The following is a 26,431-nucleotide window of genomic DNA, read 5'->3' as shown; positions in this document are numbered from 1 at the left end:
GTCACGCATCCCGCGTGACCGGCCTCGGTGCTCGTGTTCCGGAACCGGAGGGGTCAGCCGGCCGTGACCTCGACGGCCGCCAGGTTCTTCTTGCCCCTGCGCAGGACCAGCCAGCGCCCGTGCAGCAGCTCCTCGCGGGCCGGTGCCGCCTCGCCGTCCGTGACCTTCGCGTTGTTCACGTAGGCCCCGCCCTCCTTGACCGTGCGGCGGGCTGCCGACTTGCTGGCCGACAGGCCGACCTCCACCAGGAGGTCCACCACCGGGCCGAGCTCGGTGACCCGGGCGTGGGGCACCTCGGAGAGCGCCGCGCCGAGCGTCGGCTCGTCCAGCTCGGCCAGGTCGCCCTGCCCGAAGAGCGCCTTCGACGCCGCGATGACCGCCGCGCACTGCGCACCGCCGTGCACCAGTGTCGTCAGCTCCTCGGCCAGCGCGCGCTGGGCCGAGCGCGCCTGCGGACGCTCCTGGGTGAGCTGCTCCAGCTCCTGGAGCTCCTCACGGCTCTTGAAGCTGAGGATGCGCATGTACGTCGAGATGTCCCGGTCGTCCACGTTCAGCCAGAACTGGTAGAACGCGTACGGGGTGGTCATCTCCGGGTCGAGCCAGACCGCGCCGCTCTCGGACTTGCCGAACTTGGTGCCGTCCGCCTTGACCATCAGCGGCGTCGCCAGCGCGTGGACCTGGGCGCCCGGCTCCAGGCGGTGGATCAGGTCGATGCCCGCCGTGAGGTTGCCCCACTGGTCGCTGCCGCCCTGCTGGAGGGTGCAGCCGTGCCGCCGGTACAGCTCCAAGAAGTCCATGCCCTGGAGCAGCTGGTAGCTGAACTCGGTGTAGCTGATGCCCTCCTGGGACTCCAGCCGGCGGGCGACCGAGTCCTTGGTGAGCATCTTGTTGACCCGGAAGTGCTTGCCGATGTCCCGGAGGAACTCGATCGCGGAGAGGCCCGCCGTCCAGTCCAGGTTGTTCACCATGGTGGCGGCGTTCGGGCCCTCGAAGGTGAGGAAGGGCTCGATCTGGCCGCGCAGCCGGTCCACCCAGGCCGCGATGGTCTCCGGGTCGTTCAGCGTGCGCTCCGCGGTCGGCCGCGGGTCACCGATCTGGCCGGTGGCCCCGCCGACCAGGGCGAGCGGCCTGAGGCCCGCCAGCTGGAGCCGGCGCATGGTGAGCACCTGGACCAGGTGGCCGACGTGCAGGCTGGCCGCGGTCGGGTCGAAACCGCAATAGAACGTGACCGGGCCGTCCGCGAGAGCCTTGCGCAGGGCGTCTTCGTCCGTGGACTGGGCGAACAGCCCGCGCCACTTCAGCTCGTCGACGATGTCCGTCACGGTCTTTTCTCTCCTCGAAGGGTTCGATCGGTTGTCCGGTCAGTCTATGGGGGTCACACGCCCCGGCTGACCGAGCTCATGTGGAAGTCCGGGATGCGCAGCGCCGGCATGGCGGCCCGGGTGAAGTAGTCGCCCCACTCGCGCGGCAGCGTCCGCTCCGTACGGCCCGCCTCCGAGGCCCGGGACAGCAGGCCGACCGGCGACTCGTTGAACCGGAAGTTGTTCACCTCGCCGACGACCTCGCCGTCCTCGACCAGATACACGCCGTCCCGGGTCAGCCCGGTCAGCAGCAGCGTGGCCGGGTCCACCTCGCGGATGTACCAGAGGCAGGTCAGCAGCAGGGCCCGCCCGGTCGTCGCGGCCACCATCTCCTCCAGCGACCGCTCACCGCCGCCGTCCAGGACGAGGTTGTCCAGGGCGGGCGTCACCGGCAGGCCGGTCAGACCCGCGGAGTGCCGGGTCGTGGTCAGCCGTTCCAGCCTGCCGTCCTCGATCCACCGGGTCGGCTCCAGCGGCAGCCCGTTGTCGAAGACGGAGGCGGCGTCGCCGGAGGAGTGGGCGACCAGGAACGGCGCGGACTCCAGGCCCGGCTCGTGCGGGTCGCTGCGCAGGGTCAGCGGCAGCTCGGACAGCTTCTCGCCGAGCCGCGTGCCGCCCCCGGGGCGCGAGAAGACCGTACGGCCCTCGGCGGCGTCCCGGGCGGAGGCCGACCAGTACTGGTAGATCAGCAGGTCGGCCACCGCGGTCGGTGGCAGCAGCGTCTCGTAGCGGCCGGCCGGGAGCTCGGTGCGGCGCTCCGCCCAGCGAAGGCGCTGGGCGAGCTCCGCGTCGAGCGCCGCCGGGTCCACGTCCTGGAAGTCCCGGGTGGCCCGGCCGGCCCAGGCGGACCGGGTGCGGTCGGGGGACTTCGCGTTCAGCTCCAGCGTCCCGTTGGGCTGGTCGTGGCGCAGCCGCAGCCCCGTCGACGTCCCCAGGTAGGTGGAGGTCATCTCGTGGTTGGCGAAGCCGTACAGCTCGCGGCCGCCGGAACGGGCCCGGGCGAAGGCGTCGCCCAGCGCCGGGGCGAAGGCGCCGAAGACGTCGGAGCCGGTCTCGGCCGGGGCGTCCGTGAAGCCGGGGGACGCCGGGACGCCCGAGACCAGCGGCTGGGCGTCCTCGGCCGGCCCGGCGCCGCGGGCGGCCGCCTCGGCGGCCCGTACGAGCGGCTCCAGGTCGTCCGGCGTGACGGCCGATCTGGACACCACACCGGAGGCCGTCCCCCGCGCGCCGTCGACCGTGGCGACGACGGTCAGGGTCCGGCCTCGTGTCACCCCGTTCGTGGTGAGCGCGTTGCCGGCCCAGCGCAGGTTGGCGGAGGAGTTCTCCCCCGCGATGACCACACAGCCGTCCGCGGTGGACAGTTCGAGTGCCCGCTCGACGATCTCGTGCGGCTTGCTGACGCGGCTCATCGCCCGCCCTCCTGCGTCGTGTTGAGACTGTGCTTGCCCGGGGGGCGACCCCCGGACCCCCGGCCGGAGACGGCGTACCGCGTCATCGCCCGCCCTCCTGCGTCGTGTTGAGGATGCTGACGCCCCGGAAGAGGGCGGAGGGGCAGCCGTGCGAGACGGCCGCGACCTGGCCCGGCTGGGCCTTGCCGCAGTTGAAGGCGCCGCCCAGGACGTAGGTCTGCGGGCCGCCGGCCTTCTCCATCGAGCCCCAGAAGTCGGTGGTCGTGGCCTGGTACGCCACGTCCCGCAGCTGGCCGGCCAGCCGGCCGTTCTCGATCCGGAAGAAGCGCTGCCCGGTGAACTGGAAGTTGTAGCGCTGCATGTCGATCGACCAGGAGCGGTCGCCGACCACGTAGATCCCGCGCTCCACCCCGCCGATCAGGTCCTCCGTGGACAGCCCGCCCGGGTCGGGCCGCAGGGACACGTTCGCCATGCGCTGTACGGGGACGTGGCCGGGGGAGTCCGCGTAGGCGCACCCGTTGGACCGGCCGAGGCCCGTCAGCTTCGCGATCCGCCGGTCCGTCTGGTAGCCCACCAGCGTGCCGTCCTTGACCAGGTCCCAGGACTGGGCCTCGACGCCCTCGTCGTCGTACCCGACGGTCGCGAGCCCGTGCTCGGCGGTGCGGTCGCCCGTCACGTTCATCACGGGGGAGCCGTACGTCAGCTTGCCCAGCTGGTCGAAGGTGGCGAACGACGTTCCCGCGTACGCGGCCTCGTAGCCCAGCGCGCGGTCCAGTTCGGTGGCGTGGCCGATCGACTCGTGGATGGTCAGCCAGAGGTTGGACGGGTCGACCACCAGGTCGTAGGTGCCCGCCTCGACGCTCGGCGCCCGCATCTTCTCGGCCAGCAGGCCGGGGATCCGCTCCAGCTCGGCGTCCCAGTCCCAGCCGGTGCCCGTGAGGTACTCCCAGCCGCGCCCGACCGGCGGCGCGATGGTCCGCATCGAGTCGAACTCGCCGGTCGCGGAGTCCACGGCCACGGCGGTCAGCTGCGGATGCACCCGCACCCGCTGCTGCGTGGTGACGGTGCCGGCGGTGTCCGCGTAGAACTTGTTCTCGTGGACGGTCATGAGGGAGGCGTCCACGTGCGCGACCCCGTCGGCCGCCAGCAGCCGCGCGCTCCACTCGGCGAGCAGCCCGGCCTTCTCCTCGTCCGGTACGGAGAACGGGTCGACGTCGTACGCGGACACCCAGGTCCGCTCGCCGTGCACCGGCTCGTCCGCCAGCTCCACGCGCTCGTCCGAACCGGCAGCCGCGATGACCTTCGCCGACAGCTTGGCCATCGCGACGGCCTGCGAGGCGACCTTCGCCGCCGCGTCCATCGTCAGGTCCACCCCGGACGCGAACCCCCAGGCCCCGCCGTGCACGACCCGGACCGCGTATCCGAGGTCGGTGGTGTCCGACGTCCCGGAGGGCCGGGCGTCCCGCAGCCGCCAGGAGGCGCCGCGCACCCGCTCGAACCGGAAGTCGGCGTGCGCCGCGCCCAGCGCACGGGCCCGGGCCAGCGCCGCGTCGGCGAGGGCCCGCAGCGGCAGGGCCAGGAACGACTGATCTACCTCGTGGGCCACGCGGGCCTCCCCTTCTCAGATGGTCCTGGCAGTGAATCATGAAGGGCGGTCCCGGCGGGCGGCTACCGGTTTGCGGGCGGGGAGCGCCCTCGTCGCCGGTGTCCCGGTCGCGTAGGGCGGCCCCGGGCGCGGTCCCGGCTGTAGGAACCCGACAGTGCCGTGCCGGAGGCGCTGTCAGGGGCCGAGTCTGCCCCGACGGCACGGTACCGATAGGTTTTCGACGTACCAGACCGTCAAGGAAAGGGTGATCCGTTGAGCCGCTCGGTTCTCGTCACCGGAGGAAACCGGGGCATCGGCCTCGCCATCGCCCGCGCCTTCGCCGACAACGGCGACAAGGTCGCGATCACCTACCGCTCAGGCGAGCCGCCCCAGGCGCTCACCGAGGCGGGCGTCCTCGCGGTCCGGTGCGACATCACCGACACCGAGCAGGTGGAGCAGGCCTACAAGGAGATCGAGGAGAAGCACGGTCCCGTCGAGGTGCTGGTCGCCAACGCCGGTATCACCAAGGACCAGTTGCTGATGCGGATGTCCGAGGACGACTTCACGTCCGTCGTGGACACCAACCTCACCGGCACCTTCCGCGTCGTCAAGCGCGCCAACCGTGCGATGCTGCGCGCCAAGAAGGGCCGCGTCGTCCTGATCTCCTCCGTCGTCGGCCTGATGGGCTCGGCCGGACAGGCCAACTACGCGGCGTCCAAGGCGGGCCTGGTCGGCTTCGCCCGGTCGCTGGCCCGTGAGCTCGGCTCGCGGAACATCACGTTCAACGTCGTCGCGCCCGGGTTCGTCGACACCGACATGACCCAGGTGCTCACCGACGAGCAGCGCAAGGGCATCGTGTCGCAGGTGCCGCTCGGCCGCTACGCGCAGCCCGCCGAGATCGCCGCCGCGGTGCGCTTCCTGGCGTCCGACGACGCGTCGTACATCACTGGAGCCGTCATTCCCGTTGACGGCGGATTGGGCATGGGTCACTGATCACCATGAGCGGAATTCTCGACGGCAAGCGCATCCTCATCACGGGTGTGCTGATGGAGTCGTCCATCGCTTTCCACGCCGCGAAGGTGGCTCAGGAGCAGGGCGCCGAGGTCATCCTGACGGCCTTCCCCCGGCCGACGCTGACCGAGCGCATCGCGAAGAAGCTGCCCAAGCCGGCCAAGGTCATCGAGCTGGACGTCACCAACACCGAGCACCTGGACCGGCTCGCCGGGCTGGTGCGCGACGAGCTGGGTTCGCTGGACGGCGTCGTGCACTCCATCGGCTTCGCCCCGCAGGACGCGCTCGGCGGCAACTTCCTGAACACGCCGTTCGAGTCGGTCGCCACGGCGATGCACGTCTCGGCGTTCTCGCTGAAGTCGCTCGCCATGGCCTGCAAGCCGCTGATGAACGACGGCGGTTCCATCGTCGGCCTCACCTTCGACGCGCAGTTCGCCTGGCCGCAGTACGACTGGATGGGCCCGGCCAAGGCGGCACTGGAGGCCACCTCCCGCTACCTCGCCCGCGACCTGGGCAAGGAGGACATCCGGTGCAACCTGATCTCCGCCGGGCCGATCGGCTCCATGGCCGCCAAGTCCATCCCGGGCTTCGGTGAGCTCGCGGACGTCTGGAACCACCGCTCCCCGCTGGAGTGGGACATGGCCGACCCCGAGCCGGCCGGCCGCGGCATCGTCGCGCTCCTCTCGGACTTCTTCCCGAAGACCACCGGCGAGATCATCCACGTCGACGGTGGCGTGCACATGATCGGCGCCTGACCCCGGCGGACCGCCCACGGCCGCGTACCGCTCCTGGCACCCGGGAGCGGCACGCGGCCGTCGTGCGTCCGGGAGGGGCCTGGTCGCGGGTCACGTCGTGTCTCAGGTCGAAAAGATGACCGCCTCACCGCAGAATGTGGAGGAACCGGACTTCTGGTCAGGCTGTGGGGAGGAGATGGTCGTGCGCTCCACACGTCGCCGAACCTGGGCCCTGGTGGCCGCGGCAGTGGCCGTCGCCGGCCTTCTCGCCCCGGTCGCCGTCAGCGCGGCGAGCCGGGCGGCCGGGGAAGGCGCGTCGTCCGCCCCGCCGTCCCCGGAACCCTCGGGCGCCGAATGCCGGACGACGGTCGACGGCTCCCGGGTCGTCGCCCACTGCCACAACCCCTACCCCGCGACGGATCTCGTCCAGCTGCACACCGAGTGCGCCCGCTGGTGGGACGTCGACGCCGACGCCGAAGCGGTCGCGGTGCAGCCGGGCCGCACCGTACGGCTCGAGGACCGCTGCTGGAAAGAGGTCGGCAGGGCCTGGGTCAGCCACCGGGTCTCGTGAGGGAGCGGCTCTCAGACCCGGTCCCGCAGGCAGTTCAGGGCGTGGCCGGCGGCCTCCGTCGCGGCCGTCTCCGCGTCGCCCGCCCGGATCGCCTCGACGAGCCGGGCGTGGTCCATGTGGTCCTGCGGGCGCAGCTCCGTGCCGACGTCGCCGCGCAGATAGTCGCGGAGCAGGTCGTTCAGGTCCGCGTAGAGCTCGGTCAGCACGTCGTTGTGGGAGGCGGCGACCACGGCCAGGTGCAGGGTCGCGTCGGCGGCGACGAATGCCTCGGCGTCCCCGGCGGCCCAGGTCTCCTCGCGCCGCGCCATCAGCGTGTCCAGCTGCCGCAGGTCCCGGTCGGTGCGCCGGAGCGCCGCCAGCCGGGCCGCCGACGACTCCAGGGTGGAGCGCAGCTCGGCGATGTGCCGGGGGTCGGCGTCCGCGAACCTGCGGTGCATCACACCGGCCAGCTCGCTGGTGGCGACCACGTACGTGCCGGAGCCCTGACGGATGTCCAGCAGCCCGTTGTGCGCCAGGGCGCGGACGGCCTCACGCACCGTGTTGCGGGCGACCCCCAGCTGTTCGACCAGCTCGGGTTCGGTGGGGATCCGAGAGCCCACGGGCCACTCGCCCGACGTGATCTGGTTCCTCAGCTGGGCAATCACCTGGTCGGCGAGAGCCGAACGCCGCGGAGACGTCAGCGTCATGGTGCTCCTTGCTCGTGGCCCCGGGAGAGGTGTTCCGGGGGGAGTGCGGCCCGTTGGATCGTCTGTCCGATTGTTCCAGCAGGTGGTCGAGGTGGACAGTCAATCATCCCATGATTCTATGATGGGCCTCATGCGTCATGACGAGTCACCGACCCTGAACACCGCTTCCGCCCCGCCCACGGCCGACGGCGGCGGCAAAGCCGCCCCGGGGCCGTCCCCCTGGCTGCTGCGCCTGGTCACCGTCGGCCTCGTCCTCGCCGCGATCAACCTGCGGCCCGCCATCACCAGCCTCGGGCCCCTCCTGAAGGAGGTCCGCGACGGGCTGCACATGAGCGGCAGCGTCGCCGGTGTCCTCACCTCCGTGCCGCCGTTCTGCTTCGCCCTCTTCGGGTTCATGGCGCCGCGGCTCGCCCGCCGGTTCGGTCCCGGCGCCGTCGTCTGCGCCGGCATGGTCGCCATCGCCGCCGGTCTGCTGATCCGCCCCTACATCGGCAGCACCGCGGGCTTCCTCGCCGCCAGTGCCCTCGCCCTGATGGGCATCGCCGTCAGCAACGTCCTGATGCCCGTCATCGTCAAGCGCTGGTTCCCCGACCGCGTCGGCTCCATGACCGGCCTCTACTCGATGGCGCTCGCCCTCGGCACGGCCTTCGCCGCCGCCCTCACCGTGCCCGTGACGAACGCGCTGGGCGGCAGCTGGAAGCCGGGGCTCGCCGTCTGGGCGGTCCCGGCGGTCATCGCCGTGGTGCCCTGGCTCGCGCTCGTACGGGATCGCGACGGTTCCACCGGACAGCGCCGGACGCGGCCCACGGCCGGGACCTCGCCGGAGCCCGCCCCCGCACTGAGGATCACCCGGAGCCGCACGTCCTGGGCGCTCGCCTGCTTCTTCGGCCTCCAGGCCACTGCCGCCTACATCACCATGGGCTGGATCCCGCAGATCTTCCGCGACGCGGGGGTCTCGGCCGGCACCGCGGGCGTCCTGCTCGCCGTGATCATGGCCATGGGCGTCCCCCTCGCCTTCGTCATCCCCCGGGTCGCCGCCCGGCTGCGGACCCAGGGCCCCATCGTCCTGGTCCTGGGCGGCTGCGGGCTCCTCGGCTACGCGGGCCTCTACCTGGCTCCGGCCGGGGGCTCCTGGCTCTGGGCGCTGCTGCTGGGCATCGCCAACTGCGCCTTCCCGCTCGCCCTCACCATGATCGGCATGCGCGCCCGTTCCGGCGCCGGGGTGGTCCGGCTCTCCGCCTTCGCCCAGTCCACCGGCTACCTCCTCTCGATCCCCGGTCCACTGCTCGTCGGCGTGCTCTACCAGCACAGCGGCGGCTGGGGTCTGCCGCTCGCCCTGATGGCGGGCCTCCTGGTGCCCCAGACGGTGGCCGGGGTACTCGCCGGGCGGAACCGGGTCATCGAGGACGAGTGCTGAGATGCGACACTGAGCCCATGAAGCCAGTGCTCGAGCCGAACCCCCAGAACGGCCAGAAGAAGCTTCTCCTCGTGCTCGGGGCGATGCTGCTCATCTCGGTGGTCATCGGAGTGATCGCCACGATCGCCTCCCCCTGATCCCGCCCGTCCACGCGTGATGGTGGGGCTGGCCCCACCATCCCCTAGGGGGCCAGGTTCAGGGTCCGGTGGGTGGGCCGCCGGATGGGCCCGCCTTCGAGAGGCCCGTAGGTTTTCGGTACCGGTACCGAAGACCCAGGAGGCGGCCATGACGGCCCGTACACAGACCCGGACCCGCCGTGCCGCCCCGGACGACGCCGTCGAGGCCCGGCTGCCCTGGTGGGCCGTCGTGCTGCCCGCCCTGGCCTTCGCCGCGCTCCTCCTGCTGATCGCGGGTCCCGGACAGGCCGAGGCCGCCACCGGCGACCCGGCGGTCGGCCGGCTGCTCGGGCTGATGGTCGGGCTCCTCTCCAGGTGACGGGGGTGCGGGCGTCCTTCCTCCGGACCGGGGGAGCATCCCAACACCCTGCGCCCGGGCGTGCGTTTCATGCGAAGCTGAGAGGTATGAGCGCCGAAACACCTCGCAGGATCGTCCTTCTCAGGCACGCAAAGGCGGAGTGGTCGCAGCAGTCCGACCACGAGCGGCCTCTCGCCGAACGGGGGCGCAAGGAAGCCCCCGTCGCCGGCCGCCGGCTCGCCGATTCCGGAATCGACTTCGATCTGGCTCTGTGCTCGACCGCCACCAGGACCCGTGAGACCTGGAAGCTCGCGGTCCACGAATTCGCGCAGCGCCCCAGGACCGTGTACGAGGAGAGGCTGTACGAAGCCTCCGTCGGCGAGCTGATCGCCCTGTTCGGCGAGATCCCCGACGACGTCCGCACGGTGCTGGTCATCGGCCACAACCCGGGCATGCACGGGGTGGCGGACGTCCTGGCCGGTCAGGCCGAAGGGGACGCGCTCACCCGGATGACCAGGGACGGCTTCTCCACCGCCGCCTACGCGGTCATCGACTTCCAGGGCCCCTGGAAGAGCCTGGAGCCCGGTGTGGGCAAGATCGCCGAGTACTGGGCGCCGAACGCCCGGGCGTGACGTACGAGGGCCCCGGCACAGCAGCTGTGCCGGGTCCCTCGCGTGTCCGGGACCGTCGGGCCCCGGCCGGTCAGTCGACGAGACCGTCGGCGGCCTCGACCTCTTCACGGGTGATGCCCAGCAGATAGAGCACGGTGTCCAGGAACGGCACGTTCACCGCCGTGTGCGCCGCCTGCCGGACCACCGGCTTGGCGTTGAACGCCACACCCAGCCCGGCCGTGTTCAGCATGTCCAGGTCGTTCGCGCCGTCCCCGATCGCCACCGTCTGCGCCAGCGGTACCCCGGCCTGCTCGGCGAAGCTCCGCAGCAACCGGGCCTTGCCCGCCCGGTCCACCACGTCACCCACGACCCGGCCGGTCAGTTTGCCGTCGACGACCTCCAGCGTGTTGGCGGACGCGAAGTCCAGCCCGAGACGCTCCTTGAGGTCGTCCGTGACCTGGGTGAAGCCGCCCGAGACCACGCCCACCTGGTAGCCGAGTCGCTTGAGCGTACGGATCAGGGTGCGGGCTCCGGGGGTCAGCCGGACCTCGGCCCGCACCTTGTCCACCACCGACGCGTCGAGCCCCGCCAGCAGCGCCACCCGCGCGTGCAGCGACTGCTCGAAGTCCAGCTCGCCGCGCATCGCCTGCTCGGTCACCTCGGCGACCTTGTCCTCGCAGCCGGCGTGCGCCGCGAAGAGCTCGATGACCTCGTCCTGGATCAGTGTCGAGTCCACGTCCATGACGACCAGCCGCTGGGCCCGGCGGCTCAGCCCGGCCGACACGACGGCGATGTCGACGCCGATGTCCGCGGCCTCGGTCGCCAGCGCGGTACGCAGCTCCTCGGTGGCCGTGCCGGACACGGCGAACTCCACCGCGGTGACCGGGTACTTGGCCAGCCGGAAGATACGGTCGATGTTGCCGCCGGTGGAGGTGATCCTGGCCGCTATGGCCGCCGTGGACTCGGCCGTCAGCGGGTTGCCCAGCACGGTCACATGGGAACGGCCGTAGCCGCGCGGACGGTTGTCGCCGGTGCCCGAGATGATCTCCGCCTGGAGCTTCAGCGACTCCGCCCAGCTGTGGACCGTGGACCGCAGGCCGCCCTCGGTCGCGCCGCCCGCCGCCGGGTCGGTCACCAGCGCGCACAGCACGATGCGGCCACGGGTGACGACCTGCTCGATGTCGACCACGTCGACGGAGAAGGCGGCGAGGGTGTCGAAGAGACCGGCGGTGATTCCGGGCCGGTCCTTCCCGAAGATCTTGACGAGAAGCGTTGGCGTGCCCGTGCCCTGCGGGGAATCGGGAAGCTCAGGAGACCGGGGTGACCGAGGGGGCTCAGATGCGCTCATGGTGGGACCACCGTATAGCGCCCGCCCGGCCGCTCCCACGCCTGTCCCGAGTGGCGGACAGCGGCAGGACGGACGGGGCGGGCCGAACTGACATCCGCCCGCGCGGAGCCTGGCGCGCCGGACGCGCGGAGCCGTCACGCCCCGGGCTCGGACGCCGGAACTTCCGTCGCGGTCCCATTCCTCCTGAGTCCGCCCCGCCCCCTCGGAGCCCGCGCGCGGTCTTCACGCCGCCCGGCTTTCCGTTCCGGGACCTGTCCTGGAATAGTTCCCCACGATGTTCAGCATCCCTAGGCCCTCCTCGACGGGGGCGACACGGGGGACAACTAGTGGGGCGCGGAGTGCCGGAACTCGTACTGGAATTCAACGGAAGGACCTGGACGCTCGATCCGTCCAGGCCGTACACCCTCGGACGTGATCCGCAGGGCGACCTGATGGCGGACGACGCCAGGGTGTCGTGGCGGCATGCCACGATCAGCTGGAACGGGCGGAGCTGGTCCATCGAGGACCACGGGAGCACCAACGGCACCTATGTACTGGGCCGGCGGGTCCAGCAGACGGAGATCGGCCCCGGGGTCGCGGTCAACCTGGGCAACGCCACCGACGGGCCGCGGCTGAGCTTCACGGCCGCCGCCGCCGGTGTGCACAGCGGCCAGCCGGCCGCCGCGCAGCCGGGTCCGGCGCATCCGCAGCAGGGCGCGCCCGTGTGGCCGGATCCGGCGCACGCGCAGCACCCGCAGCAGGCCGCCGCCCAGCAGCAGATGCACTACGCCCCTCCGGTCCCGCACCAGCAGGGGGGTCCCGGCCCGACGCCCGGTGCGGGCGCCCCCGGTGGCGCTTCGGGGGCCCCGCCGGTCTACGGCGACCGCAGCCCGACCACCTTCCACCAGCTGGACCTCGGCCGCGTCATGCGCATCGGTCGTGCCCTGGAGAACGAACTGGTCGTCTCCGACCTCCAGGTCTCCCGGCTGCACGCCGAATTCCGGGCGACGCCCGACGGCCGCTTCGAGATCCGCGACCTCGGCTCGCACAACGGCACGTACGTCAACGGTCTGCCGCTCAGCAAGTCCGGCTCGGCGCTCATCGGCCCCAACGACATCGTCGGCGTCGGTCACTCGACCTTCCGGCTGGTCGGGGACCGGCTGGAAGAGTTCGTCGACACCGGTGAGGTCTCCTTCTCCGCCCGCCACCTCACGGTGACGGTCGACGGCGGCAAGAACATCCTCAAGGACGTGTCGTTCGGCGTCCCGGAGAAGTCCCTGGTCGCGGTCATCGGCCCGTCGGGCTCCGGCAAGTCCACCCTGCTCAAGGCGCTCACCGGCTACCGGCCCGCCAACCAGGGCGACGTCCTCTACGACAACCGGAACCTGTACAAGCAGTTCGCCGAGCTGCGACAGCGCATCGGCCTGGTCCCGCAGGACGACATCCTGCACAAGGAACTCACGGTCAGCAAAGCCCTCGGATACGCGGCCAAGCTCCGTTTCCCCGCGGACACCACCGAGGCCGAGCGCACCGCCCGGATCCACGAGGTCCTCGCCGAGCTCAAGCTCGACATCCACAAGGACAAGAAGGTCACCTCCCTCTCCGGCGGACAGCGCAAGCGTGTCTCGGTGGCTCTGGAGCTGCTCACCAAGCCCTCGCTGATCTTCCTGGACGAGCCGACCTCCGGCCTCGACCCGGGCATGGACCGCGACGTCATGCAGCTGCTGCGCGGTCTGGCCGACGACGGACGCACGGTCCTGGTCGTCACGCACTCCGTCGCCGAGCTGGCGATCTGCGACAAGCTGCTGGTGATGGCACCCGGCGGGTCCGTCGCCTACTTCGGTCCGCCCGAGGAGGCGCTGAACTTCTTCGGCTACACCAGCTGGGCCGACGTCTTCTCCGCCTTCGAGAACTACCGCGACTACGACTGGGCGGGCCGCTGGCGCGGCTCGCAGCACTACCAGATGTACGCCGCGGACATCGACGCCGTCGCCGCCCAGTCCGTCCACATGCCCCCGGCGCAGCAGATGCGCCCGCCGAAGCCGCAGGGCTGGACGGCGCAGCTGCTGACGCTGATGCGCCGCTACATCTCGGTGATCGCCTCCGACAAGGGCTTCCTCGCCCTGATGGTGATCCTTCCGGCGGTGCTCGGCCTCGTCAGCGTGGTGATTCCCGCCGAGTTCGGTCTGGCGGCACCCGATGTGGCCGGCAAGCGGTTCAACAGCAAGGCCGGGACGATTCTGCTGATCCTCGCGGTCGGCATGTGCTTCGCCGGTTCGGCCAACTCCGTACGAGAACTGATCAAGGAGCGGGTCATCTACGAACGGGAACGGGCCACCGGCCTGTCCCGCTCCGCCTACCTGACGTCCAAGGTGATCGTCCTCGGTGTGATCACCGCCCTTCAGGGCGTGATCATCTGCGGCATCGGCCTGTCCACCCGGAAGCTGCCGGAGGAGGGGCTGTTCATGTCCCCGGCCGTGGAGATCTGCCTGGCGATCATCGCGCTCGGGTTCACCTCGATGATGGTCGGGCTGATGATCTCCGCGCTGGTGAAGACCGCCGAGAAGACCATGCCGCTGCTCGTCATGTTCGCCATCGTCCAGGTGGTCTTCACCGGGGTGCTCTTCCAGCTCTACGGCTCGCCCGGTCTCGAGCAGTTCGCCTGGCTAATGCCTTCGCGCTGGGCGGTCGCCGCGGCCGGGGCGACGCTGGACCTCGCCCACCTGATGCCGCCGTGGGACACGGACAACCCGACCGACCTGGACCCGCTCTGGGAGAGCTCGGCCGGCCAGTGGGGGATGAACATCGCGGTGCTGCTGCTCATGGCCGTGGTCCTCTTCGCCGTCGTCTCGCGGCTGCTGCGGCGCCACGAGCCCGAGGTCATGCGCAAGTAGGACCCGCGCCGGGCCGGTCGTACCGGCCCCGCCGGGCCCGGGAACGCCCGAGGGCGGCACCCCACGGGGTGCCGCCCTTCGGCATGTGCCGGCCGGTCACGCGACGCCGCGTACCGGTGGCCGCTCTGCCAGGCCTGTCCGGTGTGGCTCAGTACGCGCTGTCGACGTTGTCGATCGAGCCGTACTTGTCCGCGGCGTAGTTGGCCGCGGCGGTGATGTTGGCGACCGGGTCGTACTGGTCCTTCTTGGTGCCGGCAACGTGGTAGAAGTCGAACGTCGGCTTGATCACCTGGAGCAGGCCCTTGGACGGGATGCCGTTGATCGCGTTGATGTCCCAGTTGTTGATGGCACGCGGGTTACCGCTGGACTCACGCATGATGTTGCGGTGCAGGCCCTCGTACGTGCCGGGGATCTTCTTCTCGTGCATGATCGACAGGGCCTCGCGGATCCAGCCGTCGAGGTTGTCGGCGTAGACCGGCTTGCGGTCGGCCGCACGGCTCGACGTCGAGGAGGAACGCTTCTGCGCGTCCGCCTTGGCCTTCGCGGCGGCCTTGCTCTTGGCCTCGGCGACGGCCTTGGCCTTCGCCTCGGCCTGGTCGGCCGCCTTCTTCTCGGCGGCGGCGGCCTTCGCCTTGGCGGCGTCGGCGGCCTTCACCAGCTGCTCGGCGGTGGAGTGCTGCTCGATGATGCTGGCCTGGACGGAGTCGGTCTGTCCCTTGCCCGCGAACGCGACCGGTGCACCGGAGACGGCCTGGGGCTCGGTGGTCGCCGACGCGTCGTCGGGGACCAGGGAGAAGGCGACGGCGGCGGCGGCCAGGGTGGACACACCCGCGACGGAGAGCTTCTGCGCCTTGTTCAGGCGACGGCTACGGCTGGTGATGCGGGAGATGGACATACAGTCGTACCTCTTCGAATAGCAGGGGTCCTCGGCGAGGACGCGGACGGAAGCGCCGAAGCACATCTCCGTCGGGGACGCTTGCAATTCTTAGCGCCAGCAAAATGGGCTGGCAAAGGTGTGACGTACGAAGCTGGGTAGTGGAAGCGAGTGGCGTTCATACCCTCCTGTCCGTTTTGAGCCCAGCCCTAATGACCGTTTTGGTGCAACTATCCGGCTTCGTAAGTGACGTGCGTCCTATGCCTGGGCTCACACGGCGCGCCTCTCCGGTTCACGAAACGTTGCTCCTGTAATGCGGAGGGTGATGTTCCGGAAGGTGGGGTGCGGCGGGTCGGCGCCGCCGTCCGGAAGGGCCCGGCCGTACAGAGGGGACCCGTGCCGGAGCGCTCCGGCCTACTACCAGCGCCCTATACGGCAGGGGTCCCCGGGCCGATACGGCCGCCGTGACCCCGCCGGTACGGTGAGCACATGAGTCACCGCCCACCGTCGGGCCTCGCCGCGGTCAGCGCCGCGCTGCTCGCCATGAGCCGGCACCTGGAGATGAGCGACGTCCTCAAGACGATCGTGGCCTCCGCGCGCGAACTCCTGGACGCCGAGTACGCGGCCCTGGGCGTCCCGGACGACCACGGCGGCTTCGCCCGGTTCGTCGTCGACGGGGTCAGCGACGCGCAGTGGAAGGCCATCGGGCCGCTGCCGCGGCAGCACGGCATCCTCGCCGCGATGCTGAGCGACGCCACACCCCAGCGGCTCGCAGACGTCCGCACCGACCCCCGCTTCGAGGGGTGGCCCGACGCCCACCCCGACATGTCCGACTTCCTGGGCCTCCCGATCCAGGACGGCGACGAGACGATCGGCGCGCTCTTCCTCGCCAACAAGCGCTGCCCCAAGCCCTCGGGCGGCTGCGGCTTCACCGAGGCCGACGAGGAACTCCTGGGGATCCTCGCCCAGCACGCGGCGATCGCCCTCACCAACGCCCGCCTGTACGAGCGCAGCCGGGAGCTCACCATCGCCGAGGAGCGCTCCCGGCTCGCCCACGAGCTGCACGACGCCGTCAGCCAGAAGCTCTTCTCGCTCCGGCTGACCGCACAGGCCGCCACCGCCCTCGTCGACCGCGACCCGGCCCGCGCCAAGGGGGAGCTCCAGCAGGTCGCCGTCCTGGCGGCCGAGGCCGTGGAGGAGCTGCGTGCCGCCGTGGTGGAACTGAGGCCCGCGGCCCTGGACGAGGACGGCCTGATCGCGACCCTGCGCAACCAGATCCGGGTCCTGGACCGGGCCCACGCCGCCCGGGTCACCTTCGAGAGCTCAGGGGTACGGGCGCTGCCCTCCGCCCAGGAGGAGGCGCTGCTCCGCGTCGCCCAGGAGGCACTGCACAACGCCCTGCGCCACGCGGAGGCCGCGCACGTCTCGGTGAGCCTGGGCCGGCAGGGCCCGGCCGCGGTCCTGCGGGTCGTGGACGACGGAAGCGGCTTCGACGTCCACACGGTCCGGCGTGAGGGCCGCCACCTCGGCCTCGTCTCGATGCGGCACCGGGCCGGCAGCGTCGGCGGCAGGCTCACCGTCGTCTCCGAGCCCGGGAAGGGCACCACGATCCAGATGGAGGTCCCCGGTGGCTGACAAGATCATCAAGGTCCTGCTGGTCGACGACCACCAGGTCGTCCGGCGCGGCCTGCGCACCTTCCTGGAGATCCAGGACGACATCGAGGTGGTCGGCGAGGCCTCCGACGGTGACCAGGGCGTCACGGAGGCGGAGTCCCTGCGCCCCGACGTGGTGCTGATGGACATCAAGATGCCCGGCACCGACGGCATCGAGGCCCTGCGCCGCCTCCGCGAGCTGGACAACCCCGCCAAGGTGCTGATCGTCACCAGTTTCACCGAGCAGCGCACGGTCGTCCCGGCCCTGCGCGCCGGAGCCTGTGGCTACGTGTACAAGGACGTCGACCCGGACGCGCTCGCCGGTGCGATCCGCTCCGTCCACGCCGGCCACGTCCTGCTGCAGCCCGAGGTCGCCGGGGCCCTGCTGGCACAGGAGGACGCGGGCGGCGGCACCGGCCGGGGGAGCACCCTGACCGAACGGGAACGGGAGGTCCTGGGCCTGATCGCCGACGGCCGTTCCAACCGGGAGATCGCCCGGGCGCTGGTCCTGTCGGAGAAGACCGTCAAGACACACGTATCGAACATCCTGATGAAGCTCGACCTGTCCGACCGGACCCAGGCCGCCCTCTGGGCCGTACGGCACGGAGCGGCGGGCTGAGCCACCCCGGGTCCGCACGGTACGAGGGCGCGGCGGACGGCCCCGGGGGCCTCGTCAGCGTCCCCGTTCCTCCAGATACGCGTTGTAGGCCGCCACCTGCGCCCGCCTGGCGACCCGCTCCACCGGGCGCAGTGCCTCACTCCTGGCCGCGATCTCCGAAGCGCTCACCGCGCCCCCGTGGCCGTACCCATGGGCGACCGTCACCAGCAGCCCCACCCGCTGGGCCAGCTCCAGCACCCGCACCGCCCGAGGCGGATAACCCGGCGCCAGCACCTCGCGGCCCCGCTCCGCCCGCGCCCGGTACGCGTCCAGCGCCGCCTCCGCCACCGGCCCGGACGCGGCGACGTCCAGCCGCGACAGCACCGCCGTCGCGTCCCGCAGCGCCTCCGCCAGCTCCCGCTCGGCCTCGCCCAGCGACGGCACGTCGGCCGGTGGGGCCTCCCGTACCGGCAGGCAGTGCCACACCACCTCGACGTGCACGTCCCCTTCCGGCCCCGCCTCACTCACCTCCGGCACCAGGCCGTACGGAGCCCCGAAGGCGACCACCGCCTCCTGGGCGTCCAGCGCCCGCGCGTTGAAGTCCGGCGGCCCGCTGAGCCCCAGCGGATGCCCTGGCACGGGCAGCGCCACCCGGAATCCGGTCGCGCCGAGCGCCCGCAGCCGCCCGAGCGCCAGCGTGAGCCCGACCGGCCCCGCCTCGCCCGGCAGCCCCTCGACGCGGTGCACCGCGTCCCGGCCGACGATCGCCTGCGCCGCGTCGTCCGGCGGGACGAGTCCGGCGACAAGTGCGTTTCCCCATGCGGCGAGCCGCCCTGAGCGTGGTTCCGAAAGCATGCCCACAGCCTAGGGAACGGACCCGGGGAAAGACCCTGGAGCCGGAGCACTCTCCGGGTGGCGTAGGTTTTCCTTGGGAGCTGTGCCCACAGGCACGCGACGATCTCGACACTGCATGGGGAGACAACGCGCCATGAGCGATGTACTGGAGCTGGTGGACGTATCCGTGGTCCGCGACGGACGCGCTCTGGTGGACGACGTCTCCTGGTCGGTCAAGGAGGGGGAGCGCTGGGTCATCCTCGGGCCGAACGGCGCGGGCAAGACCACTCTGCTCAACATCGCCTCCAGCTATCTCTTCCCGAGCACCGGCACGGCCACGGTCCTCGGCGAGCGGCTCGGCGGCGTCGGCACCGACGTCTTCGAGCTCCGGCCCCGCATCGGAATCGCCGGTGTCGCGATGGCCGAGAAGCTGCCCAAGCGCCAGACCGTCCTGCAGACGGTCCTCACCGCCGCCTACGGCATGACCGCCACCTGGAACGAGAACTACGAGGCCGTCGACGAGGAGCGGGCCCGCGCCTTCCTCGACCGGCTCGGCATGACCGAGTACCTCGACCGGAAGTTCGGCACGCTCTCGGAGGGCGAGCGCAAGCGCACCCTCATCGCCCGCGCCATGATGACCGACCCCGAGCTCCTCCTGCTCGACGAGCCCGCCGCCGGACTCGACCTCGGAGGCCGCGAGGACCTGGTCCGCCGTCTCGGCCGCCTCGCCCGCGACCCGTACGCCCCCTCCATGATCATGGTGACCCACCACGTCGAGGAGATCGCTCCGGGCTTCACCCACGTCCTGATGATCCGCCAGGGCAAGGTGCTCGCCGCGGGCCCCATGGAGACCGAGCTCAGCTCCCGCAACCTCTCCCTCTGCTTCGGCCTGCCGCTCGTCGTCGAGCACCACGGTGACCGCTACACGGCCCGCGGACTGCCCCTCGGCAAGTAGGTTCCGCGCCACAGTCGGCTGCCCGGCGCCCTGTCGGGAAGGGCACCCGCGGTCCTACGATGGCGGGGTGGACATCGACGCGTGGGTGTGGTGGCTGATCGGCGCTGTGGGACTGGGCATCCCCCTCGTCCTGACCGCGATGCCCGAATTCGGAATGTTCGCCGTCGGGGCGGTGGCCGCGGCCGTCGTCGCCGCCCTCGGCGGTGGAGTCGTCGCCCAAGTCCTGGTGTTCGTAGGGGTGTCGGTGGCGCTGATCGCCGTCGTACGCCCGATCGCCGCCAGGCAGAGAGCCGGCCGGTCCGGGCACGCCAGCGGCATCGACGCGCTGAAAGGCCGTCAGGCCGTCGTCCTGGAACGGGTGGACGGCAGCGGCGGACGCATCAAGCTGGCCGGGGAGGTCTGGTCCGCCCGCGCGCTCGACGGCGACCAGAGCTTCGAAGCCGGCCGGCAGGTGGACGTCGTGGACATCGACGGCGCGACCGCCGTCGTCATGTGAGCGAACCGGTCACACGGCAGGCCGGGGTCTGCCACACTCGAAGTCGATCATCATGAGAATGCGATCGCCATGACCACGCGACCTCGATCATCGCGATCCGTCGGCAAACGAAGGGCTCGAGGCACACGATGCAACCGATCATCATCGTCCTGATCATTCTGGTGGTGCTCGTCTTCATCGCCCTGATCAAGACGATCCAGGTCATCCCGCAGGCCAGTGCCGCCATCGTCGAGCGCTTCGGCCGCTACACCCGCACCCTCAACGCCGGGCTGAACATCGTCGTCCCGTTCATCGACTCGATCCGCAACCGGATCGACCTCCGTGAACAGGTCGTCCCCTTCCCGCCGCAGCCGGTGATCACCCAGGACAACCTCGTCGTCAACATCGACACCGTCATCTACTACCAGGTCACCGACGCCCGCGCCGCGACGTACGAAGTCGCCAGCTACATCCAGGCGATCGAGCAGCTCACCGTCACCACGCTGCGCAACATCATCGGCGGCATGGACCTGGAGCGGACCCTGACCTCCCGCGAGGAGATCAACGCGGCCCTGCGCGGTGTCCTCGACGAGGCCACCGGCAAGTGGGGCATCCGCGTCAACCGGGTCGAGCTCAAGGCCATCGAACCGCCCACCTCCATCCAGGACTCGATGGAGAAGCAGATGCGCGCCGACCGTGACAAGCGCGCCGCCATCCTCACCGCCGAAGGCATCCGGCAGTCCGCGATCCTCACCGCCGAGGGTGAGAAGCAGTCCGCGATCCTGCGCGCCGAGGGTGAGGCCAAGGCGTCCGCCCTGCGCGCCGAGGGTGAGGCCCAGGCCATCCGTACGGTCTTCGAGTCCATCCACGCCGGGGACCCGGACCAGAAGCTCCTGTCGTACCAGTACCTCCAGATGCTCCCGAAGATCGCCGAGGGCGACGCCAACAAGCTCTGGATCGTGCCCAGCGAGATCGGCGACGCGCTCAAGGGCCTCAGCGGTGCCTTCGGCAACCTCGGCGGCGGCGTACCCGGCTTCAACACCGGGGCCGAGCGCAGGGAACAGCCCCCCGTGGAGTGACCAGGCCTCCCCTTCGTGCATGATCGGTCCGGCCCCTCGACCTCGATGGCGGGGAGGCGTCACTGACCACCGAAGGGGATGGCCTTGTCCATCTGGGAAATGCTCGCCGTGTTCGCGGCGGGACTCGGAGCCGGCACGATCAACACCATCGTCGGCTCCGGCACGCTGATCACCTTCCCCGTACTCCTCGCCACCGGCCTGCCGCCGGTCACCGCCACCGTCTCCAACGCGCTCGGCCTGATCCCCGGATCGATCAGCGGCGCCATCGGCTACCGCAAGGAGCTGGCCGGACAGCGCCGGCGCATCCTCAAGCTGGGCGTCGGCGCGCTGATCGGCGGCCTCACCGGCGCCACCCTGCTGCTCTCGCTGCCCTCCACCGCGTTCGAGACGATCGTCCCGGTCCTGGTGGCCCTCGCCCTGGTCCTCGTCATCCTCCAGCCGAGGATCAGCAAGGCGGTCCAGCGCCGCCGCGAACACACCGGAACCGTCGCCCGCCCCGACGGCGGCCCGCTCCTGTTCACCGGGCTGATGCTCGCCAGCGTCTACGGCGGCTACTTCACCGCGGCCCAGGGCATCATCTACCTCTCGCTGATGGGCATGCTGCTCGACGACACGATGCAGCGGCTCAACGCCGTCAAGAACGTCCTCGCGGCCATCGTCAACAGCATCGCCGCGCTCTTCTTCCTCTTCGTCGCGGACTTCGACTGGACGGCCGTCGTCCTCATCGCGGTGGGCTCGTCGATCGGCGGCCAGATAGGCGCCAAGGTCGGCCGGCGTCTCAGCCCGCGTCTGCTGCGCGGGCTCATCGTCGTGGTCGGCACCGCCGCCATCGTCCAACTGCTGCTGCGCTGAACGGAGTCGGCCCGCCCCTCAGGACGAGGGGTCGGGCCGTGGCTCATGCGTCCGGCGGGTCAGGCGGCGGACCGGGCGAGCCACTCGGGCAGCGAGGACCGGTCACCGGCTCCCAGCGCGAGCAGCATCGCGTCCGCCGGCGTCGGGACGAAGGGCTGCCGCAGCAGAGGCATGCCCGCCTGCTCCGGAGTACGGGCGGCCTTGCGGTGGTTGTCCTCCGCACAGGAGGCCACGGTGTTCAGCCAGGTGTCCTGGCCGCCCTGGGCGCGCGGCACCACGTGGTCGACGGTGCTCGCCCGCCGCCCGCAGTACGCGCACCGGTGCTGGTCCCGTATGAGCACCCCCCTCCTGGACCAGGGGGCGTGTCTTCGGAACGGCACCCGCACGTACCGGCAGAGCCTGATGACACGCGGAACCGGGATGTCGATGGCGGCACCCCGCATGCGGAGTCCGGGATGCGACTGCTCGACGACGGCCTTGTCCTGGAGGATCAGAACCACCGCGCGGTTGAGTGTCACCGTCGACAGCGGCTCGAAGCTCGCGTTGAGTACCAGTGTGTCGCGCATCCCGCCCACCTCCCGTGTGCTGCCCGCCGGCCGGCAGGCCCGGATCAACTCTGGCCGGGAGAGCCGTGAGGGACAACGCAATAAAAAGTGCCCTGCCTTGATCTCTCCAAGACCAGGGCAGGGCAAACAGCGGGTGAACCGTCAGCTGTCCGGAGCGGCGTACTCACCGATCAACTGGGCGCGCCCCAGGGTGTGGAAGCGCAGATTGAAACCCACCACCGCGGGCGACGCGTCGCTGTCGGGCCCGAGCTTCTCGGAGTCCACCGCGTACACGGTGAAGACGTAGCGGTGGTTCTCCCCGGCCGGGGGAGCGGCGCCCCCGAACTCCTTCGAGCCGTAGTCGTTGCGGGCGTGGACGGCTCCCGGGGGCAGGCCCTCGAACGTCCCGGTGCCCGCACCGGCCGGAAGCTCGTTGACGGTGGCCGGGATGTCGAAGAGCACCCAGTGCCAGAACCCGCTGCCGGTGGGGGCGTCGGGGTCGAAGCAGGTGACGGCGAAGCTCTTCGTCTCCGGGGGGAAGCCTTCCCACCGCAGCTGCGGGGAGGTGTTCCCCGCAGCCTGCACCTGGGCGTCGGCGAGTACGGCGCCGGGTGCGAGATCCTCGCTCACCACGGTGAACGAGGGCACCTCGGGATGGAAGTCGTGCGGCAGCGGCGCCTTCTTCTGCTCGGTCACGTCAGCACCTCTCCTGGTCGGCTGTGGATGGGACGTCTCACCTTCGACCCTAGAGGTCCCGCCGTCCGAGGGCCCCCTCAGAGCCAGTTGCGGCGGCCGCCGACCTGAGAGAGCCACTGGTTGAGATAGGCGGCCCAGTCGGTGCCCTGGTAGTCGTGCAGCCCGACCTTGAACGCGCGGTAGGAGTCGCTGCCCTCACTGAAGAGGCCCGGCTTCTTGTCCATCTCCAGGACGACGTCCATCTCGCGGTCGTCCGCGACGAAGGTCAGCTCCACCTGGTTCAGCCCGCGGTACTGCTGCGGCGGGAAGAACTCGATCTCCTGGTAGAAGGGCAGCCGCTGGCGCGTGCCGCGGATGTGGCCGCGCTCCATGTCCGCGCTGCGGAAGCCGAAGCCCAGCTGCCCGAAGGCGTCCAGGATGGCCTGCTGAGCCGGGAGCGGGTGCACGTTGACCGCGTCGAGGTCCCCGGAGTCCAGGGCACGGGCGATCTCCAGCTCCGTGGTCACCCCTATGTTCATGCCGCGCAGATGCTGCCCGGCGAACATCGTGATCGGCGTCTCCCACGGGATCTCCAGCCCGAAGGGGACGACGTGCACGGCGCCCGCCTGGACCTGGAAGGCACCGCCGAGACGCAGCTTGGTGAACTCGATGTCCTGCTTGGTCTCGTGGTCCCCGCTCTCGACCTCCACCCGCGCCTGCAGACCGACCGAGAGACCTTCGATCTGCTGGTCCACGGAACCGCCCTGGATGCGCACCTCGCCCTGGACGACTCCGCCGGGGACGACGTTGAGTTCGGTGAGCTCGGTCTCCACCGAGGCACCGCCGGCACCCATGCTCGCGAGCAGCCGCTTGAAGCCCATGTTTTTCCTCCTAGGTCCTGACCCCTACATACGCGCGATGACCGTAGCCGGTTCCCTCGCCGGCGGTCCCAGTACCCTCGGACGGCATGGAAAAGCCCATGGACCGCACACCGCTGACGCGGGACTTCTTCGACCGATCCGTCCTGGACGTGGCGCCCGACCTGCTGGGACGCGTCCTGGTACGCACCAGTGAGGAGGGCCCCATCGAGCTGCGCCTGACCGAGGTCGAGGCGTACGCGGGTGAGGTCGACCCCGGATCCCACGCGTTCCGCGGTCTCACGCCCCGTAACAGCGTGATGTTCGGTCCGCCGGGCCACTCGTACGTCTACTTCACCTACGGGATGTGGCACTGCCTGAATCTGGTGTGCGGCCCCGAGGGCATGGCGAGCGGGGTCCTGCTGCGCGCCGGCGAGATCGGGGTGGGGGCCGAGGTCGCCCGCAAACGTCGGTTCTCGGCCCGCAACGACAGGGAACTGGCCAAAGGCCCGGCACGTCTGGCCACGGCTCTCGACGTCGACCGCGCACTGAACGGAGCCGACGTGATCGCCGGTCCGCTGGGTCCGCTTTCCGTACTGCACGGCACCCCGCCGCCCCGTGACCAGGTGCGCAGCGGCCCCCGTACGGGAGTGGGAGGAGACGGGGCCCACCAGCCCTGGCGCTTCTGGATCGACGGCGACCCGACCGTCAGTCCGTACCGGGCCCATGTGCCGCGCCGCCGACGCACGTCTTGACCAACTTGACTCGCGTCTGCTGCTTCCCTAATGTAGTCCGAGCCGCTTGAACGGATGCAGTTGTTGTTGGCGTGGTCCATCGGACCAGGCCGAAGCACCGTGAGAGGGCGACCCACTACCTACGATTCACCCCTGGCGGGTGCGATTTCGGCGTGCCGGAATTCAGCCCGATCGACTCGATTATGAGTCGCCGAGGAAATCGGTTAACGTAGTGACCGCCGGAAAGGGAAACGCGAAAGCGAAGAACTGGAAAGCATGGTGGTGAATTAACCGCCGAGCAGGAACCCGCTTCGACCGGGAATCGGATACGAAAGAGTCTGATAGAGTCGGAAACGCAAGAACGAAGGGAAGCGCCCGGAGGGCCCCGGTGAAACGGGACCGAAGGAAGCGTCCGTTCCTTGAGAACTCAACAGCGTGCCAAAAGTCAACGCCAGATATGTTGATACCCCGGCCTGCTTCGGCAGGTTGGTGGTTCCTTTGAAAAGACCTGCCAGGCCCTTGGGTGCTGGTAGGCGAAACACAGCGAGGACGCTGTGAACGACCGGTCTTATTCCGACCTGGTCGTTCCGCTCTCGTGGTGTTCATCCCGATTACGGGAAAACATTCACGGAGAGTTTGATCCTGGCTCAGGACGAACGCTGGCGGCGTGCTTAACACATGCAAGTCGAACGATGAAGCCCTTCGGGGTGGATTAGTGGCGAACGGGTGAGTAACACGTGGGCAATCTGCCCTTCACTCTGGGACAAGCCCTGGAAACGGGGTCTAATACCGGATAACACTCTGTCCCGCATGGGACGGGGTTAAAAGCTCCGGCGGTGAAGGATGAGCCCGCGGCCTATCAGCTTGTTGGTGGGGTGATGGCCTACCAAGGCGACGACGGGTAGCCGGCCTGAGAGGGCGACCGGCCACACTGGGACTGAGACACGGCCCAGACTCCTACGGGAGGCAGCAGTGGGGAATATTGCACAATGGGCGAAAGCCTGATGCAGCGACGCCGCGTGAGGGATGACGGCCTTCGGGTTGTAAACCTCTTTCAGCAGGGAAGAAGCGAAAGTGACGGTACCTGCAGAAGAAGCGCCGGCTAACTACGTGCCAGCAGCCGCGGTAATACGTAGGGCGCAAGCGTTGTCCGGAATTATTGGGCGTAAAGAGCTCGTAGGCGGCTTGTCACGTCGGATGTGAAAGCCCGGGGCTTAACCCCGGGTCTGCATTCGATACGGGCTAGCTAGAGTGTGGTAGGGGAGATCGGAATTCCTGGTGTAGCGGTGAAATGCGCAGATATCAGGAGGAACACCGGTGGCGAAGGCGGATCTCTGGGCCATTACTGACGCTGAGGAGCGAAAGCGTGGGGAGCGAACAGGATTAGATACCCTGGTAGTCCACGCCGTAAACGTTGGGAACTAGGTGTTGGCGACATTCCACGTCGTCGGTGCCGCAGCTAACGCATTAAGTTCCCCGCCTGGGGAGTACGGCCGCAAGGCTAAAACTCAAAGGAATTGACGGGGGCCCGCACAAGCAGCGGAGCATGTGGCTTAATTCGACGCAACGCGAAGAACCTTACCAAGGCTTGACATATACCGGAAAGCATCAGAGATGGTGCCCCCCTTGTGGTCGGTATACAGGTGGTGCATGGCTGTCGTCAGCTCGTGTCGTGAGATGTTGGGTTAAGTCCCGCAACGAGCGCAACCCTTGTTCTGTGTTGCCAGCATGCCCTTCGGGGTGATGGGGACTCACAGGAGACTGCCGGGGTCAACTCGGAGGAAGGTGGGGACGACGTCAAGTCATCATGCCCCTTATGTCTTGGGCTGCACACGTGCTACAATGGCCGGTACAATGAGCTGCGAAGTCGTGAGGCGGAGCGAATCTCAAAAAGCCGGTCTCAGTTCGGATTGGGGTCTGCAACTCGACCCCATGAAGTCGGAGTTGCTAGTAATCGCAGATCAGCATTGCTGCGGTGAATACGTTCCCGGGCCTTGTACACACCGCCCGTCACGTCACGAAAGTCGGTAACACCCGAAGCCGGTGGCCCAACCCCTTGTGGGAGGGAGCTGTCGAAGGTGGGACTGGCGATTGGGACGAAGTCGTAACAAGGTAGCCGTACCGGAAGGTGCGGCTGGATCACCTCCTTTCTAAGGAGCACTTCTTACCCGGTTCGCTGGGTCAGAGGCCAGTACACCGGCGAATGTTCGGTGCTGGTTG

The 26,431-nt window shown here is 69.9% G+C and carries 25 protein-coding genes and 1 rRNA gene; 16 read left to right on the top strand and 10 right to left on the bottom strand.

What is annotated here, in order from left to right; genetic code table 11:
• Positions 1–53: 53 nt before the first annotated feature.
• From tyrS to SACTE_RS06100, 3 genes are all read right to left on the bottom strand, one after another.
• The gene (gene tyrS / locus SACTE_RS06110; RefSeq protein WP_014045154.1) at positions 54–1,322 is read right to left on the bottom strand and encodes a tyrosine--tRNA ligase; all 1,269 of its coding nucleotides are present in this window, start codon (positions 1,320–1,322) and stop codon (positions 54–56) included.
• A gap of 53 nt (positions 1,323–1,375) precedes the next feature.
• Positions 1,376–2,770, bottom strand: coding sequence for a metallopeptidase TldD-related protein (locus SACTE_RS06105; RefSeq protein WP_014045153.1), 1,395 nt, complete (start codon positions 2,768–2,770; stop codon positions 1,376–1,378).
• 82 nt (positions 2,771–2,852) lie between these two features.
• Complete coding sequence (locus SACTE_RS06100; RefSeq protein WP_014045152.1) at positions 2,853–4,376, bottom strand: TldD/PmbA family protein; 1,524 nt, start codon at positions 4,374–4,376, stop codon at positions 2,853–2,855.
• Positions 4,377–4,628: 252 nt separating this feature from the next.
• Between SACTE_RS06100 and fabG the strand changes: the two genes are divergently transcribed.
• The 3 genes from fabG (at position 4,629) to SACTE_RS06085 (ending at position 6,671) form a co-directional block, all read left to right on the top strand.
• Positions 4,629–5,348, top strand: coding sequence for a 3-oxoacyl-[acyl-carrier-protein] reductase (gene fabG / locus SACTE_RS06095; RefSeq protein WP_014045151.1), 720 nt, complete (start codon positions 4,629–4,631; stop codon positions 5,346–5,348).
• Between the two features lie 5 nt (positions 5,349–5,353).
• A complete protein-coding gene (gene fabI / locus SACTE_RS06090) occupies positions 5,354–6,121 on the top strand; it encodes an enoyl-ACP reductase FabI (RefSeq protein WP_014045150.1) in 768 nt (255 codons plus the stop codon).
• A gap of 181 nt (positions 6,122–6,302) precedes the next feature.
• Positions 6,303–6,671, top strand: coding sequence for a hypothetical protein (locus tag SACTE_RS06085; protein WP_026359030.1), 369 nt, complete (start codon positions 6,303–6,305; stop codon positions 6,669–6,671).
• A gap of 11 nt (positions 6,672–6,682) precedes the next feature.
• Here the strand turns inward: SACTE_RS06085 and SACTE_RS06080 are convergent, their stop codons facing one another.
• On the bottom strand, positions 6,683–7,357 hold the full coding sequence (locus tag SACTE_RS06080; RefSeq protein ID WP_014045148.1) for a FadR/GntR family transcriptional regulator: 675 nt from the start codon (positions 7,355–7,357) through the stop codon (positions 6,683–6,685).
• 130 nt (positions 7,358–7,487) lie between these two features.
• On the opposite strand from SACTE_RS06080, the gene SACTE_RS06075 reads away from it, so the two are divergent.
• The 4 genes from SACTE_RS06075 (at position 7,488) to SACTE_RS06065 (ending at position 9,880) form a co-directional block, all read left to right on the top strand.
• Positions 7,488–8,774, top strand: coding sequence for an MFS transporter (locus SACTE_RS06075; protein ID WP_026359031.1), 1,287 nt, complete (start codon positions 7,488–7,490; stop codon positions 8,772–8,774).
• A gap of 26 nt (positions 8,775–8,800) precedes the next feature.
• Positions 8,801–8,911, top strand: coding sequence for an SGM_5486 family transporter-associated protein (locus tag SACTE_RS35390; RefSeq protein WP_019992825.1), 111 nt, complete (start codon positions 8,801–8,803; stop codon positions 8,909–8,911).
• Between the two features lie 148 nt (positions 8,912–9,059).
• Positions 9,060–9,269, top strand: a complete 210-nt coding sequence (locus tag SACTE_RS06070; protein ID WP_014045145.1) for a hypothetical protein — start codon at positions 9,060–9,062, stop codon at positions 9,267–9,269.
• A gap of 86 nt (positions 9,270–9,355) precedes the next feature.
• Positions 9,356–9,880 (top strand): histidine phosphatase family protein, encoded by a 525-nt coding sequence (locus SACTE_RS06065; RefSeq protein ID WP_014045144.1) that lies wholly within the window; start codon positions 9,356–9,358, stop codon positions 9,878–9,880.
• Positions 9,881–9,950: 70 nt separating this feature from the next.
• Here SACTE_RS06065 and serB read toward each other — a convergent pair whose 3' ends face one another.
• Positions 9,951–11,207, bottom strand: coding sequence for a phosphoserine phosphatase SerB (serB, locus tag SACTE_RS06060; protein ID WP_014045143.1), 1,257 nt, complete (start codon positions 11,205–11,207; stop codon positions 9,951–9,953).
• Positions 11,208–11,533: 326 nt separating this feature from the next.
• Between serB and SACTE_RS06055 the strand changes: the two genes are divergently transcribed.
• Positions 11,534–14,080 carry an FHA domain-containing protein gene (locus SACTE_RS06055; protein WP_014045142.1) on the top strand — a complete coding sequence of 849 codons (2,547 nt, stop codon included), beginning with the start codon at positions 11,534–11,536 and terminating at the stop codon, positions 14,078–14,080.
• Between the two features lie 148 nt (positions 14,081–14,228).
• Here the strand turns inward: SACTE_RS06055 and SACTE_RS06050 are convergent, their stop codons facing one another.
• Positions 14,229–14,975, bottom strand: a complete 747-nt coding sequence (locus SACTE_RS06050; RefSeq protein ID WP_026359032.1) for a transglycosylase SLT domain-containing protein — start codon at positions 14,973–14,975, stop codon at positions 14,229–14,231.
• Between the two features lie 468 nt (positions 14,976–15,443).
• On the opposite strand from SACTE_RS06050, the gene SACTE_RS06045 reads away from it, so the two are divergent.
• Both SACTE_RS06045 and SACTE_RS06040 read left to right on the top strand, forming a co-directional pair.
• A complete protein-coding gene (locus tag SACTE_RS06045; protein ID WP_014045140.1) occupies positions 15,444–16,589 on the top strand; it encodes a GAF domain-containing sensor histidine kinase in 1,146 nt (381 codons plus the stop codon).
• The gene (locus SACTE_RS06040) at positions 16,582–17,226 is read left to right on the top strand and encodes a response regulator transcription factor (RefSeq protein ID WP_014045139.1); all 645 of its coding nucleotides are present in this window, start codon (positions 16,582–16,584) and stop codon (positions 17,224–17,226) included. The genes SACTE_RS06045 and SACTE_RS06040 overlap by 8 nt, the downstream gene beginning before the upstream one ends.
• 54 nt (positions 17,227–17,280) lie before the next feature.
• On the opposite strand, the gene SACTE_RS06035 is transcribed toward SACTE_RS06040, so the two are convergent.
• Positions 17,281–18,060, bottom strand: a complete 780-nt coding sequence (locus tag SACTE_RS06035; protein WP_014045138.1) for a hypothetical protein — start codon at positions 18,058–18,060, stop codon at positions 17,281–17,283.
• 133 nt (positions 18,061–18,193) lie between these two features.
• Here SACTE_RS06035 and SACTE_RS06030 point away from each other — a divergent pair, with 133 nt between their 5' ends.
• The 4 genes from SACTE_RS06030 (at position 18,194) to SACTE_RS06015 (ending at position 21,400) form a co-directional block, all read left to right on the top strand.
• Positions 18,194–18,994, top strand: coding sequence for an ABC transporter ATP-binding protein (locus SACTE_RS06030; protein WP_014045137.1), 801 nt, complete (start codon positions 18,194–18,196; stop codon positions 18,992–18,994).
• Between the two features lie 67 nt (positions 18,995–19,061).
• On the top strand, positions 19,062–19,490 hold the full coding sequence (locus SACTE_RS06025) for an NfeD family protein (protein ID WP_014045136.1): 429 nt from the start codon (positions 19,062–19,064) through the stop codon (positions 19,488–19,490).
• A 128-nt stretch (positions 19,491–19,618) separates the two neighbouring features.
• Positions 19,619–20,548, top strand: coding sequence for an SPFH domain-containing protein (locus tag SACTE_RS06020; protein WP_014045135.1), 930 nt, complete (start codon positions 19,619–19,621; stop codon positions 20,546–20,548).
• Positions 20,549–20,626: 78 nt separating this feature from the next.
• On the top strand, positions 20,627–21,400 hold the full coding sequence (locus tag SACTE_RS06015) for a sulfite exporter TauE/SafE family protein (protein WP_014045134.1): 774 nt from the start codon (positions 20,627–20,629) through the stop codon (positions 21,398–21,400).
• Between the two features lie 59 nt (positions 21,401–21,459).
• Here SACTE_RS06015 and SACTE_RS06010 read toward each other — a convergent pair whose 3' ends face one another.
• From SACTE_RS06010 to SACTE_RS06000, 3 genes are all read right to left on the bottom strand, one after another.
• Complete coding sequence (locus SACTE_RS06010) at positions 21,460–21,966, bottom strand: HNH endonuclease (RefSeq protein WP_014045133.1); 507 nt, start codon at positions 21,964–21,966, stop codon at positions 21,460–21,462.
• Between the two features lie 141 nt (positions 21,967–22,107).
• Entirely contained in the window at positions 22,108–22,641 is a 534-nt protein-coding gene (locus SACTE_RS06005; RefSeq protein WP_014045132.1) for a YbhB/YbcL family Raf kinase inhibitor-like protein, read from the bottom strand.
• A 77-nt stretch (positions 22,642–22,718) separates the two neighbouring features.
• On the bottom strand, positions 22,719–23,501 hold the full coding sequence (locus SACTE_RS06000) for a sporulation protein (RefSeq protein ID WP_014045131.1): 783 nt from the start codon (positions 23,499–23,501) through the stop codon (positions 22,719–22,721).
• A gap of 86 nt (positions 23,502–23,587) precedes the next feature.
• Between SACTE_RS06000 and SACTE_RS05995 the strand changes: the two genes are divergently transcribed.
• Both SACTE_RS05995 and SACTE_RS05990 read left to right on the top strand, forming a co-directional pair.
• Positions 23,588–24,232 (top strand): DNA-3-methyladenine glycosylase, encoded by a 645-nt coding sequence (locus SACTE_RS05995; protein WP_026359034.1) that lies wholly within the window; start codon positions 23,588–23,590, stop codon positions 24,230–24,232.
• Positions 24,233–24,835: 603 nt separating this feature from the next.
• Positions 24,836–26,361, top strand: a 16S ribosomal RNA gene (locus tag SACTE_RS05990).
• The last annotated feature ends 70 nt before the right edge of the window (positions 26,362–26,431 follow it).

The organism is Streptomyces sp. SirexAA-E, from assembly GCF_000177195.2.
Lineage (GTDB): Bacteria > Actinomycetota > Actinomycetes > Streptomycetales > Streptomycetaceae > Streptomyces > Streptomyces flavovirens.
This window is presented reverse-complemented; position numbering and strand designations above follow the sequence as displayed.

Bases quoted from the DNA above. Each gene is read 5' to 3' on its own strand.
- SACTE_RS06105 (WP_014045153.1), bottom strand. From the start codon at position 2,770: ATGAGCCGCGTCAGCAAGCCGCACGAGATCGTCGAGCGGGCACTCGAA.
- fabI (WP_014045150.1), top strand. From the start codon at position 5,354: ATGAGCGGAATTCTCGACGGCAAGCGCATCCTCATCACGGGTGTGCTG.
- SACTE_RS06080 (WP_014045148.1), bottom strand. From the start codon at position 7,357: ATGACGCTGACGTCTCCGCGGCGTTCGGCTCTCGCCGACCAGGTGATT.
- SACTE_RS06075 (WP_026359031.1), top strand. From the start codon at position 7,488: ATGCGTCATGACGAGTCACCGACCCTGAACACCGCTTCCGCCCCGCCC.
- SACTE_RS06070 (WP_014045145.1), top strand. From the start codon at position 9,060: ATGACGGCCCGTACACAGACCCGGACCCGCCGTGCCGCCCCGGACGAC.
- SACTE_RS06065 (WP_014045144.1), top strand. From the start codon at position 9,356: ATGAGCGCCGAAACACCTCGCAGGATCGTCCTTCTCAGGCACGCAAAG.
- serB (WP_014045143.1), bottom strand. From the start codon at position 11,207: ATGAGCGCATCTGAGCCCCCTCGGTCACCCCGGTCTCCTGAGCTTCCC.
- SACTE_RS06050 (WP_026359032.1), bottom strand. From the start codon at position 14,975: ATGTCCATCTCCCGCATCACCAGCCGTAGCCGTCGCCTGAACAAGGCG.
- SACTE_RS06045 (WP_014045140.1), top strand. From the start codon at position 15,444: ATGAGTCACCGCCCACCGTCGGGCCTCGCCGCGGTCAGCGCCGCGCTG.
- SACTE_RS06035 (WP_014045138.1), bottom strand. From the start codon at position 18,060: ATGCTTTCGGAACCACGCTCAGGGCGGCTCGCCGCATGGGGAAACGCA.
- SACTE_RS06030 (WP_014045137.1), top strand. From the start codon at position 18,194: ATGAGCGATGTACTGGAGCTGGTGGACGTATCCGTGGTCCGCGACGGA.
- SACTE_RS06020 (WP_014045135.1), top strand. From the start codon at position 19,619: ATGCAACCGATCATCATCGTCCTGATCATTCTGGTGGTGCTCGTCTTC.
- SACTE_RS06015 (WP_014045134.1), top strand. From the start codon at position 20,627: ATGGCCTTGTCCATCTGGGAAATGCTCGCCGTGTTCGCGGCGGGACTC.
- SACTE_RS06010 (WP_014045133.1), bottom strand. From the start codon at position 21,966: ATGCGCGACACACTGGTACTCAACGCGAGCTTCGAGCCGCTGTCGACG.
- SACTE_RS06000 (WP_014045131.1), bottom strand. From the start codon at position 23,501: ATGGGCTTCAAGCGGCTGCTCGCGAGCATGGGTGCCGGCGGTGCCTCG.
- SACTE_RS05995 (WP_026359034.1), top strand. From the start codon at position 23,588: ATGGAAAAGCCCATGGACCGCACACCGCTGACGCGGGACTTCTTCGAC.